Source organism: Bacteroides sp. An19, assembly GCF_002160215.1.
Taxonomy (GTDB): domain Bacteria; phylum Bacteroidota; class Bacteroidia; order Bacteroidales; family Bacteroidaceae; genus Phocaeicola; species Phocaeicola intestinalis.
Map to the genome: position 1 here is coordinate 103884 of NZ_NFKD01000005.1, position 13208 is coordinate 117091.

Genomic DNA, 13208 nt, shown 5'->3' on the forward strand with positions numbered 1-13208 from the left:
ATATGGAAAAAATAGATAACTATTTGACATTGTTGAAAGATGAAATCAGAAATAATTCTTTTGGACATTTACCATTAAAATATCGTGTTCGACTTATGCGTTATATAGATAGTCCATTAATCGTCAATAAAATATTTTATAATTGTGTAGTTAAAATAAAAAGCTTAAAAGAAGAGATATTCCAAGATAATGAGATACTACTTCAGATACTATTTGAAATAAGAGACTATTTATATAATAATAAAGGTGATAAAAATCATTTTATGATGATTTTTGATAAATATAAAAATTATCTATATGAATATGATGCTTTGGGAGGGTTATTGTTATCACTATGTTTTAATATTGCTACTGATGCATCCTTGATGTTGGATATAGCAGAATATAATGAAGAAGATGATAATGAATATGATTTTGAAATGTGGAATCCTGATTTTTTTGCAGAAATAATTTTCTCTGAAGGACTCTACTTTATTCCTTCAAATAGCGGTAGTGTAGAAAAAAGAGAAGCATATTGGATTGGGGTATTGGAGATTATAGAAAAGATATGCAGAAATGCTAATTTTGAAGTTGCTCCTTTGTATTATCAAAAGGGAATGGATGAAAATTTTATTATCCCTTCTCGTAATCAATTTGATGATACTATAGAGGCCCAATTTAAAGATATACTATTTTTTATAGTAGATTGTGAGCCTCAAAAGCTAAAGGAAGGGCTTGAATATAAGATATTATTTGTTTCAAGTGTGGTGGATATGTTTAGTATTCTTTCCTCTAAAGGAGATGTAATAATATTAAATACAAAAAATGTAGATAGAATTTGTAATGAATTTAGAAATATACGTGAACAAATGTATAAGAAAAATTCAAAACAAGGTGCATGGTTTCAAGTGGAAATATTATTAAAAAATAAAGACTTATATACACTTGATTTTAATTATGATAATTTAGAACAAATACCATCTTTATTTCAGGAACCTGATTGGTTGTTGAAGATGTTTAAAGAATATCCAAGAAGTAAAGAATATACTCCATTTTGGTTGCAAAAAATTGTTGGTAGCAAAGTTAAATATTTAAAGAGTTGATGATATGAACTATACTGGTAATATTAATCTGTTAATCAAATTTTTTATATCGATTATTGGTGATTTTGATTATACAATTAACTATATTGAGAATGTATCTAAGCCAATAGCTAAAAAATACCCTCAATATCTGATTAATAAGAAAAGCGAAGACAAGATAAAAGCCTTCTTAACCGACAGAGTGAAGGCCAAAGTGGAAAGCTTTGTGAATGCGGAGGCAAAGGACGTGATGGTGACTGAAGTGCGGGAAATGGCGGACCTGATAGCGGAATATGAAGGAGTTGAAAGCTCTTCTGCTTATGGAACCCATTCGGCAGATGTCCCTTCGTTGGGAAATACCGGAGTGGAGCTTGCTATGAGCATGGATACAGGTGCATTGGATATCCGTCCCGTCAATGTTGCCAAGCCTACAGGTGCGTCGGGAAAACCCAAGATAATGAAACGCAGTGTCATCCGTGTAACCATGGAATTGGAAGTGTTGATGGAAACCAAGCAGTATTTGCAATTCCTGCAACAGATACCGGATTTGTTAGGCTTACATGAATTCCCTAATTTAAGATGTCGTGTGATATACAATCAAAAAAAGGTAACAATCAATGAGGAATCAGCCCCTATTGAGGTAAAGGTTATAGATAATAGAAAGTATCAACGTTGGTTTATTGTTTTTACATTATTGATGATCTGTAGTATTGGTGGCATTATAGCGTTGTTCTTTTCTATTCCGAACCTGTATAAACAGGATATTCATTTTTTGCATAACGACACGATTCATCAGGATTTCACCATATCCAATAGCCGCATTGACTTGGACAATGTAAGTCTGATAAAAAACGGCGGCAAAGATACGCTTATCATTAAAGACAAGAAGATATTCATTTCTAAATGAGGAAATATGGAAGATTTGATACATATACATACCATAAAAGGAATGTTGTCCCAAAGTGGATGTCCAGAGGATTTGCTGGAACATTATCTGAAGTTTCTTCAAACAGGAGGTCAACAGGTACAGATAATCAGAGGTGAGGTGAACGTGATGTTCCAAAAGGAAGAACAATATCGGAAAAGAAGAAATGAAGCCATGATAGGAAGTGTTACTTTTCATAATAAAGACAAGGGAACAATTGGAAGTTCTGATACTGGTATATTTATCGGTATGGAGTTCATTCAATCTTGTTTCCAGCATGGAATTCCGGCACGGATGTCTAAAGTGCGTAGGGAACATGGGAAAGTGATGGAGATTGAAGTGGTATTTGGGGTATAATAAAAGAATGTCTTACAGATAGTATTGCAGGAAATAATTGTTTGAATTACAAACTAAATGTTAAGAGTGTCATTACAGAATAAAATCCTTTTGGGGTATTTGTTATTAGTGGCGGTTATCAGTAGTATGACCGCCATTTTGTTGCATGAACGGAAACGGATGCATGAAATAGAAGCAGAGACCACGGAAATACGTAAAATCCGTAAGGATATAAATACAGTCCACCGGCGTATTACAGAACTGGCAACACATGGAGAATCTGTCATTACATGGAATGAAATGGATTTCCGGAAATATAGAGACCAGCGACTGGGGGTAGACAGCCTACTACAGGTAATGAAGCAATATGTGGGTGGTTTTGTGCATACGGAACAAATTGACACTCTTTGTAATTTGCTTGAAGAAAAGGAAAATCATCTGCTACATATTATGGAAACTGTTGCAATACAGAGAAAGACGGATAGTCTCTTGGTGAATCACTTGCCGGAAGTGGCCAGAAGAGCGACCCGTGTAAGGATTGTTACTCAAAAGAAAAGTGGTATAGCCGGATTCTTTGGCGGCAAGAAAAGTGTACAGGTTCTGCCTTCTGCTCAAGAACTACATGCTTTCAGTGACAGTCTAATTGCCTTGCAACGAATACATACTGTAGAAATGGAAACTTATGCAGACAGTCTTCGTTCCAGGAACCGTACTTTGAACCGTGAGTTGTCGCAGCTGATCAGTAGCCTTGATAATCAGGCACAGGCAGTATTTGCTCAAAAAGATCAGAAAATAGCAGAAGCACAGGATTTATCTTTCTTCATGTTTGCCATAATTATAGCATTTGCAATTATTCTGCTGTTGATTTCTTTTCTTATCATACGTTCTGATTTGCGTAAGGAAGAAAGAATTAAATCCAGATTGAACCAGGTTATTAGTGAAAATAAAGAATTGCTGGAGATGCGCAAGCGCATTATCCTGACCGTTTCACATGATATACGTGGCCCTCTTGGTAACATTCATAACTGTGCTGATTTGGCATCACAGACCCGGGAAAAGAAGAAACGTGAATCATATCTGGAGGATATACGTCACTCCTGCCATCATATTCTTCATTTGGTCAATGATCTGATGGATGCTTATCGGATTAATGAAGTCGGTGATTTGCGTAATGATTTACCATTCGATTTGAATCGTTTTCTTAAACGTATTTCTGATGAGTTTTCCCGTAAGGCTATTTCTAAGGCTTTGATTTTGTACGCGGTACATGAGAATTGTAGTTTAATAGTGAAAGGTGATGCGGACAAGTTGGAACAGGTTCTGGCTAATTTACTGACAAATGCCATAAAGTTTACTCCATCGGGAACCGTTAATTTCCATTCAAGATATTCTGATGGGAAACTGAATATTGAAATCAGGGATACTGGAATCGGGATGGATGAAGAAACGCTGAAAAGAATCTTTGCTCCTTTTGAACGTGCTGCACAAAATATCAACTCAGAGGGGTTTGGCCTTGGATTATTTCTGACAAAAGGTTTGGTAAAGGTTTTGGACGGAACAATGGATGTGGAAAGTGAGCTTGGTAAAGGAAGCGTATTCAGACTTGAATTTCCTTTACCTGAAACGGATGAACCTGCAGGGGAAGATAAACAGGATAATAATCAGATATTTATGCTTCCTAAAAAGGTACTTGTTGTGGATGATGACCCGATACAGTTAAAAATTGCGGAAGATATGCTTGGCCGTAATGGTATAACCTGCACTACATGTATAAATATTCAGGACGTTGTTGCTGCTCTGGAGAAATCGGATTATGATATAGTACTAACGGATGTTCAGATGCCTGAAACTGATGGGTTTGGTCTTTTGAAACTGCTTCGTAATTCGGATATTGGCAACTCAAGAAGCATTCCTGTAGCTGTCATGACTGCGCGTAGTGATGGTAATACAGGAATATATGAAAAGGAAGGATTTGCAGGTTATATTCATAAACCGTTCAATATTCATGGATTGTTATCTTTTTTATCGACTATCATATCCCATACAAGAGTCTCAAATGCCGGAGACTTTGATTTTTCCTGCTTATTGAAAGACATAGACGACAATGGATATATGCTGTCACTCGTTATTGATGAGTCCAGAAAGGAACTTGCTGAGATGGAATTAGCCTTGAAAAAGTATGACCGTGAATTAATGCGGAAGATTGTTCACCGGATGATGCCGGTATGGGAAATGCTTGGTAAGGAACGCTTGTTGCGTGAATTTCAAAAGGAACTGCATAATAATGAAAGTGTTAATGAAATCATAGGGGAATATGCCCGGCAGGTTATTGACATTCTTGAGAAATTGATAAAAGAAACAGAAAAAGAACTTGGAAAACATGAAAATACTGATAGTTGAAGACAATATGATACTTAAGGGTATGATAGAAAAGTGGCTGCAAAAAGCCGGTTACGAAGTTCTGACCGCTATTGACGAGCCTGGGGCACGTAGTATTCTGAAGAAACATGAAATCAGTCTGGTGTTGGGGGATGTACGTTTGCCTGAAGGAAACGGTATCAGTCTTCTAGAATGGATTATGAGTTGCGGTATGGAAATTCCTTTTATTGTCATGACAGATTATGCCTGTATCTCGGATGCTGTACGTGCAATCAAGCTCGGAGCTAAGGATTATCTGGAGAAACCTGTCCATCAGGAACAGCTTCTTGAATTAATGCACAGTATGTTGAAAAGTCCGGTTATAGTACGTAAAGAGCGTTCTTTTGTAGAACGTACCAGCGAAGCTGCACGGAAAGCTGCTTCTTTTGCCCGTCGTGTGGCACCATCCGATCTTTCAGTTATGATACTTGGTCCGAGTGGTAGCGGTAAGGAAGTGATAGCCCAGATGATACACCGTTATAGTGATAGGCGTGACAAACCTTTCGTTGCAGTCAATTGTGGAAGCATACCTAATGATTTACAGGCTTCTGAATTTTTTGGTGCGGTCAAGGGTGCTTTTACCGGAGCTGTTGCAGACAGGAAGGGACATTTTGAAACAGCCAATGGAGGAACTTTGTTTTTGGATGAAGTCGGCAATATGCCTTATTCCATGCAGATTCTTCTTCTTCGTGTTCTTCAGGAAAAGGAGTTTAATCCTGTAGGAAGTGACAAAGTAAAGCGTACGAATGTGCGCATTATTTCAGCTACCAATGAAAATATGAAAAAAGCTTTAGAAGAGGGACGTTTTCGTGAGGACCTTTATTATCGTCTTGCTGAACTGGAAATTTTACAGCCACCGTTAAAGGACTGCAAGGACGACATTCTTCCTCTTGCTGAATTTTTCAGAAAAGAACATTCCTATAGAATACATGTTAAGAATGAAGGCTTTACAGAAGAAGCGAAAGCATGTATGTTGGGGTATGACTGGCCTGGTAATGTGCGGGAACTGAGCGCAAAAGTCAAACGTGCGGTCATTGTGGCAGATAACGTATTGTTGGATGTATGTGATTTGGGATTGGATAATGTGGTTTGTGGTAGTAATCCGGAAATTTATATCATTCAGGAAAGGGAAAGGATACGAAATATGTTGGAAAAAAATCACGGCAATGTCAGCCAGACAGCTATTGAACTGGGTTGTAGCCGTACAGCTCTTTATAAGAAAATGAAGAAAGTCGGTCTGAAATAATTTTTTTTATTTTTTAAGGCGGTATATCAGTCTGCATACATTGTTGCGGAATGTTTTGGACTCATGCAGTACCCATTGTCCAGGCTGAATTCTTCCCGTAATGTTTATCCCACTTTTGTATGATATTGGAAGTAAGTATATGACCACTTCATCTGCGAGCTTGTATAGAAAAACTCCACTTACATAATCCGCACTCTTCTGATTCTCCACCTTCATGAAATAGGTGCAGTCGTTTCCGTGTCTTTCCTTGGCATCCATCAGATCAAGCATTCCATAATAAGGATACATGTTGAATACCGCCCGGTTTTCCCAATATGGGAAGCCGTTACGATCTGTCCTGAGCCATTCCATCAGCTTTTCATTTTCATCCGGTAGAAACCCATTCAGTGTGATGGGCATGATGACTTGTATTTTTGCCATACCTCTTGTTTATAAAAAAAGCATGAAACCCATGCATAGTTCTAAACAGGGGTTCTGGTAAAACCCATTACAAAAACTCGCATGGGCTCACGCTATAAGATATAGCATAAGCCTCACGCAATGGCCTTTGTAATTTTTGAAATTTACCAGATTTCTGTTTAGGGCATCTTGCGACTTATGTATATAATCAACGGAAAACATCCCGTAATCCGTCGTTATGTTCTATTTCAAATTCAAAGATAGGGAATGTTCCCTGAAAATCAAACTGATTCAGGACTTATTTGTCATTCTGTATCTATTCAGCTTTTCTTTTCTCCTCTTCTGCACTTTCTATTCCCAGCCGTTCACATAGTTCTGGGTCATTCTTGATACGTTCCATTTCATCGTTGATGATGACCTGGGCATCCGCCTTTATCTGGTCGTAGTTGCGCTGTATCTGCTGGAGCATGATGTCATTTCCTTCACTGTCTTTGAACGTGTTGATAACCGGGATTTTTTTGTAAGCCTTTTCTTCCGCACTTACTTTGGCATGGTCCACGATAATTTCCGCATGGAAAATCTTCTGGTCGATTTTCTCCCCGAAATTGTCAGATACGGAACCGACAAACGTCCCCTGTGAGAGGTTGGAAATCTTGGATGCAGGAATCAGGGAATCCAGCTGGGTGTTGATCGATGTGGAGACATCCTGACGGTTGATGGATATGGACTGCCGTTTTTGCAGAATCTTACCGAAACGTTCGGAAAGTGTCTTGGCCGTTTCACCTACCACCTGACCGCTGAATATGTTGCCGACTGTATTTTGAATCACCTTGCTTTCCTTTTCACCGTAGTCACGGTTAAGCTGGCTGAAGTCCTGAAATCCCAGACAGACTGCCACTTTGTTGGAACGTGCCGTTGCAATCAGGTTGTCCAGTCCTCGGAAATAGATGGTAGGGAGCTCATCTATAATGACCGTGCTTTTAAGCTGCCCTTTCTTGTTTATCAGTTTGACGATTCTGGAATTATACAGTCCGAGCGCAGCGGAATAGATGTTCTGCCGGTCCGGATTATTGCCTACACAAAGGATTTTAGGCTCCTTCGGATTATTGATGTCCAGAGAAAAATCATTGCCTGTCATGACCCAGTACAGCTGTGGAGAAATCATTCGGGTAAGCGGAATTTTCGCTGAAGCTATCTGGCCCTGGAGCTGATCCTGAGCCCCACCTTTCCAGGCATCCATGAAAGGGGAAAGGTAGTTCTCCAGTTCCGGATAGGAAGTCAATATGGTAAACAAATCTGAGTAAGGTTTGTTCAGCAGTTCCACGGCATGAGGGAACGTGCAGTAGATACCGCCTTTGAATATTGTAGGCTCGGCACTCGGCGCCTTGCCGCATTTCTGCGGTAGGTTTCCGAGAGCCTGCCCCCGAACCGTGCTTACATGTCTCCATGTACACGGCTCTCCGTTATAATTCAACTTAGTGTTATACATTGCCATGTATTTTAGCATTACATTCTGGACAGACTGCCAATGTTTTACGGTGCATTTTGAGCATGATGCGTTCCCATTCGTTCTTGCCTGTCAAGTCTTTCAAGGCACGAACATGGTGCATCACCGTTTTGCCATGCGCTCCGCATACCTCGCACTGTTCCGCCTTTAGTCTCTCAACAAGACTTGAGGCTGGCAGAAAATTGGTGTTTGGCATTATGTCGTATTTAGCATCACATTGAGCGTCTTTTCTCTTGAAACCCTCATTATAGAACACACGGCATTTGCATTGCCCTTTTGCATCCGTGTAACTGATTACAAAGTCTTTGTCTTTCGAGTATTTCTTTTTAATCTTCCGTACACTGCTGCTTTGCTTTTTGGCGATGCTTTTGTACATACTGTATTCCATAATATAACCGAACCTTTTGCAAAGAGTAGATACATTGTTCGCTATCGAGTAATAATTGTAGAATCCTCTTATCTCCTTATTGAATTGGGCTACAATATCCTCCGGCTTGCAGTTCATCATATAACTGCGTGCCTTTGGCTTCCAATCCTCCTTGCCATTGGTTTGTATAACCCTCATGGCTTTGTAGTCAATCAACTTGTTCTTGACCACCTCTCTCGGGAGTAGAAGTACAACCTTGCGGTTGAACATTCTTTTGAGCACTCCATTCTTATCTCTCTTGGTGGCTTTGGAGTTGCGTACGGTTATTTCATATCCCAGAAATTTAGCTTTTTCTTGTGCTTGGGTTATAAGCGTTTTCTCTGCCGACAGTTCAAGTTTTAGCTTATCTTTCATGAATTGTGTGATATTCGCTTTGATTTGCCCACATTCTTCATGGCTGCCGACAACCCCAATCAAGAAATCGTCTGCGTATCTGACATATTTCAACCGTCTGTACTCTTCATCCATTTCCATGACACAAGGCATTTGTTGCATCTGTCGGTAATACCCTTTGATTTTATCAATAAGGTCTTTCCGTACCTTTGTATCGGTTTCGGATTTCAGTTTCTTTTCCAGCTTGTTCTTACGGTCTTTAATCCGACGGTAATCCTTATCCAATCTTCTGCTTGCGCCTTTATTGAAAGATTGGGCGTATTCCTCCATGTACTTGTCGAACTTGTCAAGGTAAATATTAGCCAGTATGGGACTAATGATGCCGCCTTGCGGAGTTCCACTGTACGTGTGTCTGTATTTCCAATTTTCAATATACCCAGCGTTCAGAAATTTACGGATGAGCCTTATGAACCTCTCGTCCGCTATGCGTTCTTCGAGTATGCCAATCAGAACGTTATGGTCTATGTTGTCGAAGAAGCCTTTTATGTCCCCCTCTATAAACCATTTTGTTCCGAGAAACGTATCTTGAATTTGGGTTAATGCAGTCTGGCAACTCCTACGTGGTCTGAATCCATGTGAGGTATTTTCAAAACTTCCCTCGTATATGGCTTCCAGTATCATGTGTACCACTTCCTGCACCAACTTGTCTTCAAAAGACGGGATGCCCAACGGGCGTTTCTTTCCGTTCTTCTTAGGGATATAGACCCTTTTGGCTGGGTTGGGTTTGTAACTTTCGTCTCTAAGCTTGGAGATTAGATTTTCTATTCTCTGAATACTCATTTCGTCAACTGTCTTGCCATCTGTCCCAGCGGTCATATTGCCCTGTTTGGCATAGATTCGCTGGTAGGCGGTATAGAACATCTGTTCATTGAATAGAATACGATACAACCGTTCGAACTTATAGCCCGATACATTGCTGTGTTTCACTAAGTTGTTCAATACATTCTTTGGATTTCTCATAATGTCTCTCACATTTTCCTTTGATTATATTGATTATATAACTGCTTCCCTTCGCCATGTGCAGGGCATTACCCTGCTCGGACTACTACGGAAGCTCCGTTGCCATGCCGAATATTCAAGAACGACTTCTATAGCCTTTCGGCGTTTCGGTTTAGGCAATCCCCATTTAGCGGGTGTAATAACAAGCATGACAGACTGTCGGATGCAACGTTCGTCCGTTAATCTGCTTATTGCAGACGTGTCGCAGTCAGTTCTTTGCCCCATACAACCTAAACACTTGCTGGGGTACATGCGATATGGCGTTGGTAACTGCCTTCCGCCACAGCCCTGGTATGTGCCACTGGATTGTTGTTCAACCAGTTCAGGCTTCATCCTCATGTCCGTCTTTCTGTCTTGCCATTCAGTCGCAGCGTGGCAGTTGGCTGACTTATGGCTTCTCCGACATGCTACACTCCCCCTCGGGTTTCCCTCTGGGATAAGTCGGATGACAGTAGGTCTTATTTTCATAGAACTCTAACCTAATCTATTGCTAAATAGATATTTATTACACCGCCTTATGGGCGCACTTGAGATACCATATAATGGCTGCCAGCAGGATAATCGGAGACTCTACAAAGAAATCACCCTGCTTTTCAATCCAGGTGCGGTTTAAGTTGAGCATAATGGTATAGCTTGCTTCGTATGCGTCAGAGATGTCCGTCATGAACTCCGGATTGATGGGATTGCAGCGGTGTGAACGGTGCGGATCATCGAAGTTGATGACGTAGAAATGCGGCTTTACCTTGTATTTGTCCATATTGTGCAACAAGGTATTGTATGCAATGGTGGAAAGGTCATCGAATTTATAATCATAGATATAGACACTGAAGCCCTTGGAAATCATCTGTTTGATGTAGTTGTTCACCACAGCGTATGATTTACCGGAACCCGGTGTTCCCAATACGATGGTCGCACGGAAAGGGTTGACCACGTTGATCCAGCCGTTGTTGAGCTTGCCGCCATACTGGAATCTGGTGGGCAGATTGACCGAGTATTCATTCTCCATCAGCCTTGTCTCCTGCATGAAGGATTCGTTTTCCATATTGAACACATCCTCCATCAGGGTATGCCTGTAAAGCCTGCTGATCCACAGTCCTGCCATGAGCAGGCATAGATAACCGGCTGCAAGTGTCACCACATACAGGGCAGTAATCGCTTCGTGTGGAAAAGGCAGGTCAAGCAGCCACCAGTTCATGAAAAATAGAACCGCCCCGGCAGTAAGTACCGCCCATATACGCTGCCAGGTTATTTTCTCACCCTTGACTCCGATGGTACCCATACAGGATATGGCCAGCAGAAGAACCGCCATCAGTTTTGTCCATAGGATACAGCCGAATATACCGGTTGTCCTGTCAAAGTTCATCAGTATCCGGTCTATGACATCCAGATTCAGATGCCAGGCGCTCATACTGGGATAGCAGTACACATAAACGTGGACTACCAGAATAAAAATACTGACTGCCCTGCCGAATTCCATAATCTTGGCAAGGGCTCTCAAATCGTCTTCCTGTTGCATAATGATGTAGATGATTGTGGGGGAATCCGTTGTTCCCCCTGTTATTGACTCATTTTGATTGATCAGATACCACGTGATTTGCGCTTCTGCGGTTTCTTTTTCCGTTTCATGCGGCGACGGAACGCTTCTTCCTCGTAATCGACTGCCGGATTTGCCTCAAAGGAGAAGATGCCTGCCGCCTGTTCAAGCGCACTGTTTTCTTCCATACGGTGACCGTACCGTTTCCAAAGTTCCTCCGGACCGGACTGTTGTCTGTCCTGCCAGGGTATTCCTTCCCACCAGTTGACAAGGCCGTTGAATACGTTGGCGGAAAACTCCTTTCCCATACGTGAACCGTTGAACGCCTCACGCCGTTCATGGTCTATGAATGTGACGCCATAGATACGTCCGGTATCGTTCCTTCGGAATACCACATCAATGTGCTCCTGTTTCAGCAGTTCCCTGAATTCCTGTTCCGATTTTGCGTTACGCATGGCCCATACTACCTTGCCGGATATGACCGGCGACCATCTGCCTTCCTTGAAGTCCTGTGTATGCCGTAACATACGTTCGGACAGTCCCGTATTTCCGAAACGCTTGCCGAACCTTGCACTTTTTATTGGAGGGCTGACCACTTTCCCACTATCATCTGTAGCCGAATAGATGATACCCGTATAGGGTGTTCCCATGTAATCGCCCCGAACCTGTCGGGCTTCAATGTTCAGTGTGGAAAGCAGTGCGGAATACTCTCCGAAAGTCTGGAAACGGTAGCTCTCCAGTACGGCCTTCAGTGTGTTTCCTATCTGGTGGCGTATATCCCCCTGTGAGGCATCCACCTTTTTCAGTTCCGCTTTCGGATTCCGTCTTTCCGTATCCGCACTGTTACGCAGTCCGAATTCCTGTTCCAGTTCCCGGCAGGCTGTCATTGAACGGCGGTGTTCATAGGAGTCATTGATTTTCCTTCCTTCATCGTCAATGCATACACTCACGATATGTACGTGCGTGTTGCAGGTATCGCCATGTTTGTACACGATGAACGGCTGGTCACCATATCCCATTTTCTGCATGTATTTCTCTGCCACTTCCGCCAGCCTGTCATTGTCCAACTTATCTTCCGGTGCCGGACTGAGGGCGATATGCAGGACCGGCTTGTCTGTTCTCCTGTTTGCCGTCATATGGTTCTCAAATGAAAGGAGAGCCAGACGCATGTCCTCGCTCGGCAGTCCCGGGCGGTCGGAAATCATCCGGTGTCCGGACAGGATTTCCGCCGTCCCTTGAAATACCTTTTCATGGTTATAGGACAGTGCTCCGTAAAGGTTTGTCCCGTGACTTATCTTTGCAACCATTTCTGTTCATATTCTTTGGTTAATGCCATAATCTGCTTGTTGAGCAGTATCAGTTCCAGGGTAGCCTTTTCAAGTTTGTAAAGCAAGGACATCGCCCTTTTTTCCCCGAAGTTTTTCTGTACGGCCCTTACGACCTGATTGTAATTGTTGCCTATTGCCTGGAATTGTCTGTAAAATTCCCCGAGCCGGATGTAATAGTCCATGGAAACCTTATCCACCTTGATTACCTTCAGTTGTTCTGAAAAGATTGATTTCTTGATAAAGATTGTCCTGTCCCTTGCTCCGGATTCCAGAAACAGTTTCTCAAATCTGCTTTTCTCCTGTGCGTTCAGACGGAAATTGTACTTGTAGTCCGCCGGATCAGTCTTCGGTTTTCTGCCTGTCCTTCTTGCCTGTTTTTTCTCCATGCTTTTCTGCTTTTGGGTTGTTTTGCTTTCTCCGTCAGATTTTCCGACTTTGGAGGAAAATCCCCCGACCGTTAGGGAGGGCAAGTTGGTTTTTGTATGGCAGAATAATTTCTGTCGTACAAAAACACAACTTGCTCTGTTCGTTTGAACAGAGAATCCACCTCCGGCGGATTGCTGCGCGACGTGAGCGGCGTGCTGCTGTCCGTCGGAAGATATTCCAAGCCGTCTATCGGTTCTGACTTTGCAAAA

9 protein-coding genes and 2 pseudogenes are annotated in these 13208 nt (G+C 41.8%); 5 read left to right on the forward strand and 6 right to left on the reverse strand.

The window, feature by feature from the left end; all coding sequences use genetic code 11:
• Positions 1-2: 2 nt before the first annotated feature.
• The 5 genes from B5F25_RS03510 to B5F25_RS03530 are packed head-to-tail and all read left to right on the forward strand — an operon-like array spanning position 3 to position 5986.
• Positions 3-1082, forward strand: a complete 1080-nt coding sequence (locus B5F25_RS03510; protein WP_241148348.1) for an Imm5 family immunity protein — start codon at positions 3-5, stop codon at positions 1080-1082.
• A 4-nt stretch (positions 1083-1086) separates the two neighbouring features.
• Positions 1087-1968, forward strand: coding sequence for a translation initiation factor 2 (locus B5F25_RS03515; RefSeq protein ID WP_087247623.1), 882 nt, complete (start codon positions 1087-1089; stop codon positions 1966-1968).
• 6 nt (positions 1969-1974) lie between these two features.
• Entirely contained in the window at positions 1975-2343 is a 369-nt protein-coding gene (locus B5F25_RS03520) for a hypothetical protein (RefSeq protein WP_087247625.1), read from the forward strand.
• Positions 2344-2400: 57 nt separating this feature from the next.
• Positions 2401-4722 (forward strand): hybrid sensor histidine kinase/response regulator, encoded by a 2322-nt coding sequence (locus B5F25_RS03525; protein ID WP_087247627.1) that lies wholly within the window; start codon positions 2401-2403, stop codon positions 4720-4722.
• On the forward strand, positions 4703-5986 hold the full coding sequence (locus tag B5F25_RS03530; protein ID WP_087247629.1) for a sigma-54 dependent transcriptional regulator: 1284 nt from the start codon (positions 4703-4705) through the stop codon (positions 5984-5986). The genes B5F25_RS03525 and B5F25_RS03530 overlap by 20 nt, the downstream gene beginning before the upstream one ends.
• A gap of 6 nt (positions 5987-5992) precedes the next feature.
• Here B5F25_RS03530 and B5F25_RS03535 read toward each other — a convergent pair whose 3' ends face one another.
• The 6 genes and pseudogenes from B5F25_RS03535 to mobA form a co-directional block, all read right to left on the reverse strand.
• Complete coding sequence (locus tag B5F25_RS03535; RefSeq protein ID WP_087247631.1) at positions 5993-6406, reverse strand: hypothetical protein; 414 nt, start codon at positions 6404-6406, stop codon at positions 5993-5995.
• Positions 6407-6701: 295 nt separating this feature from the next.
• A pseudogene (locus B5F25_RS03540) lies at positions 6702-7748 on the reverse strand (TraM recognition domain-containing protein); the annotation flags it as partial.
• Between the two features lie 118 nt (positions 7749-7866).
• Positions 7867-9672: a group II intron reverse transcriptase/maturase gene (gene ltrA / locus B5F25_RS03545; RefSeq protein WP_087247634.1), complete on the reverse strand. Its 1806-nt coding sequence runs from the start codon at positions 9670-9672 to the stop codon at positions 7867-7869.
• A 565-nt stretch (positions 9673-10237) separates the two neighbouring features.
• Positions 10238-11227 (reverse strand): annotated as a pseudogene (locus tag B5F25_RS03555) (YWFCY domain-containing protein); the annotation flags it as partial.
• Between the two features lie 62 nt (positions 11228-11289).
• Positions 11290-12552, reverse strand: a complete 1263-nt coding sequence (gene mobB / locus B5F25_RS03560; protein ID WP_087247636.1) for a conjugal transfer protein MobB — start codon at positions 12550-12552, stop codon at positions 11290-11292.
• On the reverse strand, positions 12537-12959 hold the full coding sequence (gene mobA / locus B5F25_RS03565; protein WP_182283896.1) for a conjugal transfer protein MobA: 423 nt from the start codon (positions 12957-12959) through the stop codon (positions 12537-12539). Before mobA ends, mobB begins: the two co-directional genes overlap by 16 nt.
• Between the last annotated feature and the right edge of the window lie 249 nt (positions 12960-13208).

Bases quoted from the DNA above. Each gene is read 5' to 3' on its own strand.
- B5F25_RS03510 (WP_241148348.1), top strand. From the start codon at position 3: ATGGAAAAAATAGATAACTATTTGACATTGTTGAAAGATGAAATCAGA.
- ltrA (WP_087247634.1), bottom strand. From the start codon at position 9,672: ATGAGAAATCCAAAGAATGTATTGAACAACTTAGTGAAACACAGCAAT.
- B5F25_RS03530 (WP_087247629.1), top strand. From the start codon at position 4,703: ATGAAAATACTGATAGTTGAAGACAATATGATACTTAAGGGTATGATA.
- B5F25_RS03520 (WP_087247625.1), top strand. From the start codon at position 1,975: ATGGAAGATTTGATACATATACATACCATAAAAGGAATGTTGTCCCAA.
- mobB (WP_087247636.1), bottom strand. From the start codon at position 12,552: ATGGTTGCAAAGATAAGTCACGGGACAAACCTTTACGGAGCACTGTCC.
- mobA (WP_182283896.1), bottom strand. From the start codon at position 12,959: ATGGAGAAAAAACAGGCAAGAAGGACAGGCAGAAAACCGAAGACTGAT.
- B5F25_RS03525 (WP_087247627.1), top strand. From the start codon at position 2,401: ATGTTAAGAGTGTCATTACAGAATAAAATCCTTTTGGGGTATTTGTTA.
- B5F25_RS03515 (WP_087247623.1), top strand. From the start codon at position 1,087: ATGAACTATACTGGTAATATTAATCTGTTAATCAAATTTTTTATATCG.
- B5F25_RS03535 (WP_087247631.1), bottom strand. From the start codon at position 6,406: ATGGCAAAAATACAAGTCATCATGCCCATCACACTGAATGGGTTTCTA.